Source organism: Bradyrhizobium sp. CSS354 (assembly GCF_029051725.1).
In the GTDB taxonomy this organism is placed as follows: Bacteria; Pseudomonadota; Alphaproteobacteria; order Rhizobiales; family Xanthobacteraceae; genus Bradyrhizobium.
In genome coordinates this window covers 1-455 of record NZ_JAACFU010000090.1, presented here as the reverse complement: position 1 = coordinate 455, position 455 = coordinate 1, and the positions used below count along the sequence as shown (strand labels likewise).

The following is a 455-nucleotide window of genomic DNA, read 5'->3' as shown; positions in this document are numbered from 1 at the left end:
AGCCCACAACGCAGGTTTTAGGAACGGTGAACAGCGCATGAATGCGTCTGGCGAAAGCGGCTTCGTTTTCTCCTTTCTCACGCGCTTCCTGCGGCGTGATGCCGGTAATCAGCACCGCGCCGGGCTGCGGTAGATAATCATCGGCGGGTTTGCAATAAAACACCTCCGGCTCGCCAATAACGTTGAAGTCGTTATCCGTACGGAGCGCGGCGAATTGCGCAGGTCTGTCGAGGGCTGGATGCGTACCGAAGGTTTCGTAATCGTGGAAGAGGAATGTGCTCTGTATGCTGTCGTTTTTAACTGTCACTTGATGTACACGCCTGATGTTATATGTATATGAAATATTTTATTCTTTTATTTTGTCGTTGATTGATTGTATTTGTACACCAATTGATATTGTTGCTAATGTTCGTACATGCGATGGTGAGTACAAAATACTAAAATGATCATCAGCG

General features: G+C 47.0%; 1 protein-coding gene. It reads right to left on the bottom strand.

Going from position 1 to position 455, the window contains the following annotated elements; genetic code table 11:
• Positions 1-307 (bottom strand): exonuclease domain-containing protein (locus tag GWG67_RS38785; RefSeq protein WP_275174900.1); only part of this gene is annotated, 307 nt, incomplete at its 3' end.
• Positions 308-455: the final 148 nt, after the last annotated feature.